The 1,545-nt window shown below is 64.0% G+C and carries 1 protein-coding gene; it reads left to right on the top strand.

What is annotated here, in order from left to right; all coding sequences use genetic code 11:
• Positions 1-1,545: efflux RND transporter permease subunit (locus tag ACFQX9_RS38640; protein WP_377792190.1), on the top strand; the 1,545-nt coding region annotated here is incomplete at both ends.

Here is a 1,545-nt window from a genome sequence, read left to right as displayed (position 1 = left end):
CCCGACGCGACCGGCGTCGGCTGGGTCTACCAGTACGCGATCATATCGAAGGAACTGAACCTCGCCGATACCCGCACCATCCAGGACTGGAATCTGAAGTTCGCGCTGGCGAAGGCCGAGGGTGTCGCCGAGGTTGCGAGCGTCGGCGGCTTCGTCAAGCAGTACAACGTGATCCTCGATCCGCAACGCATGCGCGACCGCGGCATCACCATGCAGAAGATGCGCGATGCCATCCGCGCCAGCAACGCCGACGTCGGGGGGCGGACCGTCGAACTGTCCGAGTTCGAGTACGTCATCCGCGGCAAGGGCTACATCAAGTCGATCAACGACCTCGGCGACATCGTGCTGAAGACGAACAACGGGACGCCGGTGCTGCTGCGCGACGTCGCGCGTGTCGAACTGGGCCCCGACGAGCGGCGCGGCATCACGGAGCTGAACGGCGAGGGCGAGGTCGCCAGCGGCATCGTGCTACAGCGCTTCGGCCTCAATGCACTGGAGGTGATTGAGAATGTCAAGAAGCGCTTCCGGGAGATCGCCTCAAGTCTTCCGAAGTCGGTCGAGATCGTGCCGGTCTACGATCGCTCCAACCTGATCTACGCGGCCATCGACACGCTCAAGCACACGCTGTTCGAGGAAAGCGTCGTGGTCGCGCTGGTCTGCATCGTGTTCCTGCTGCACGTGCGTAGCGCCCTTGTCGCGATCCTGATGCTGCCCATCGGGGTCTTGATGGCGTTCGGCGCCATGAAGCTGCTCGGGCTCGGCTCCAACATCATGAGCCTCGGCGGGATCGCGATCGCGATCGGCGCCATGGTCGATGCGGCCATCGTCATGATCGAGAACGCCCACAAGCACCTCGAACGCGCCGAGCCGGGAAAGCCCAGGATCGACGTCCTGATCGCCGCCGCCTCGGAGGTGGGGCCTGCACTTTTCTTCAGCCTGCTGATCATCACGGTGTCCTTCATGCCGATCTTCACGCTGGAATCGCAGGAGGGGCGGCTGTTCAGCCCGCTGGCGTTCACGAAGACGTTCTCGATGGCGGCCGCCGCGCTCCTCTCGGTGACGTTGGTGCCGGCTCTGATGGTGATCTTCGTGCGCGGGCGGATCGTTCCTGAGCACAGGAATCCGATCAACCGCGTCCTGATCTGGATCTACCGCCCCGTGATCAAGGGCGTCATGCGCGCCAAGACGCTGGTGGTCGTGCTCGCGCTCGCCATTCTGGCCGTGAGCATCTGGCCGGCGCGGCAACTCGGTACCGAGTTCATGCCGAACCTGAACGAAGGCACGCTGCTCTACATGCCGACGACGCTGCCGGGCATCTCGGTCACGAAGGCCGGCGAACTGATGCAGGTCCAAAACCGGATCATCCGCTCGTTTCCGGAAGTGGCCTTGGTCTACGGCAAGGCGGGGCGCGCCGCGACGGCGACCGATCCGGCGCCGTCCGAGATGTTTGAGACGGTGGTCAACCTCAAGCCCAAGGAGGAGTGGCGGCCCGGCATGACCATCGACGGACTGATCGCCGAAATGGACAAGGCACTGCAGTTTCCC

This window comes from Bradyrhizobium sp. GCM10028915 (genome assembly GCF_042666195.1).
Taxonomy (GTDB): Bacteria; Pseudomonadota; Alphaproteobacteria; order Rhizobiales; family Xanthobacteraceae; genus Bradyrhizobium; species Bradyrhizobium canariense_D.
Note: the sequence above shows the minus strand (reverse complement) of the source record. Positions and strands in the feature narration are given on the sequence as shown.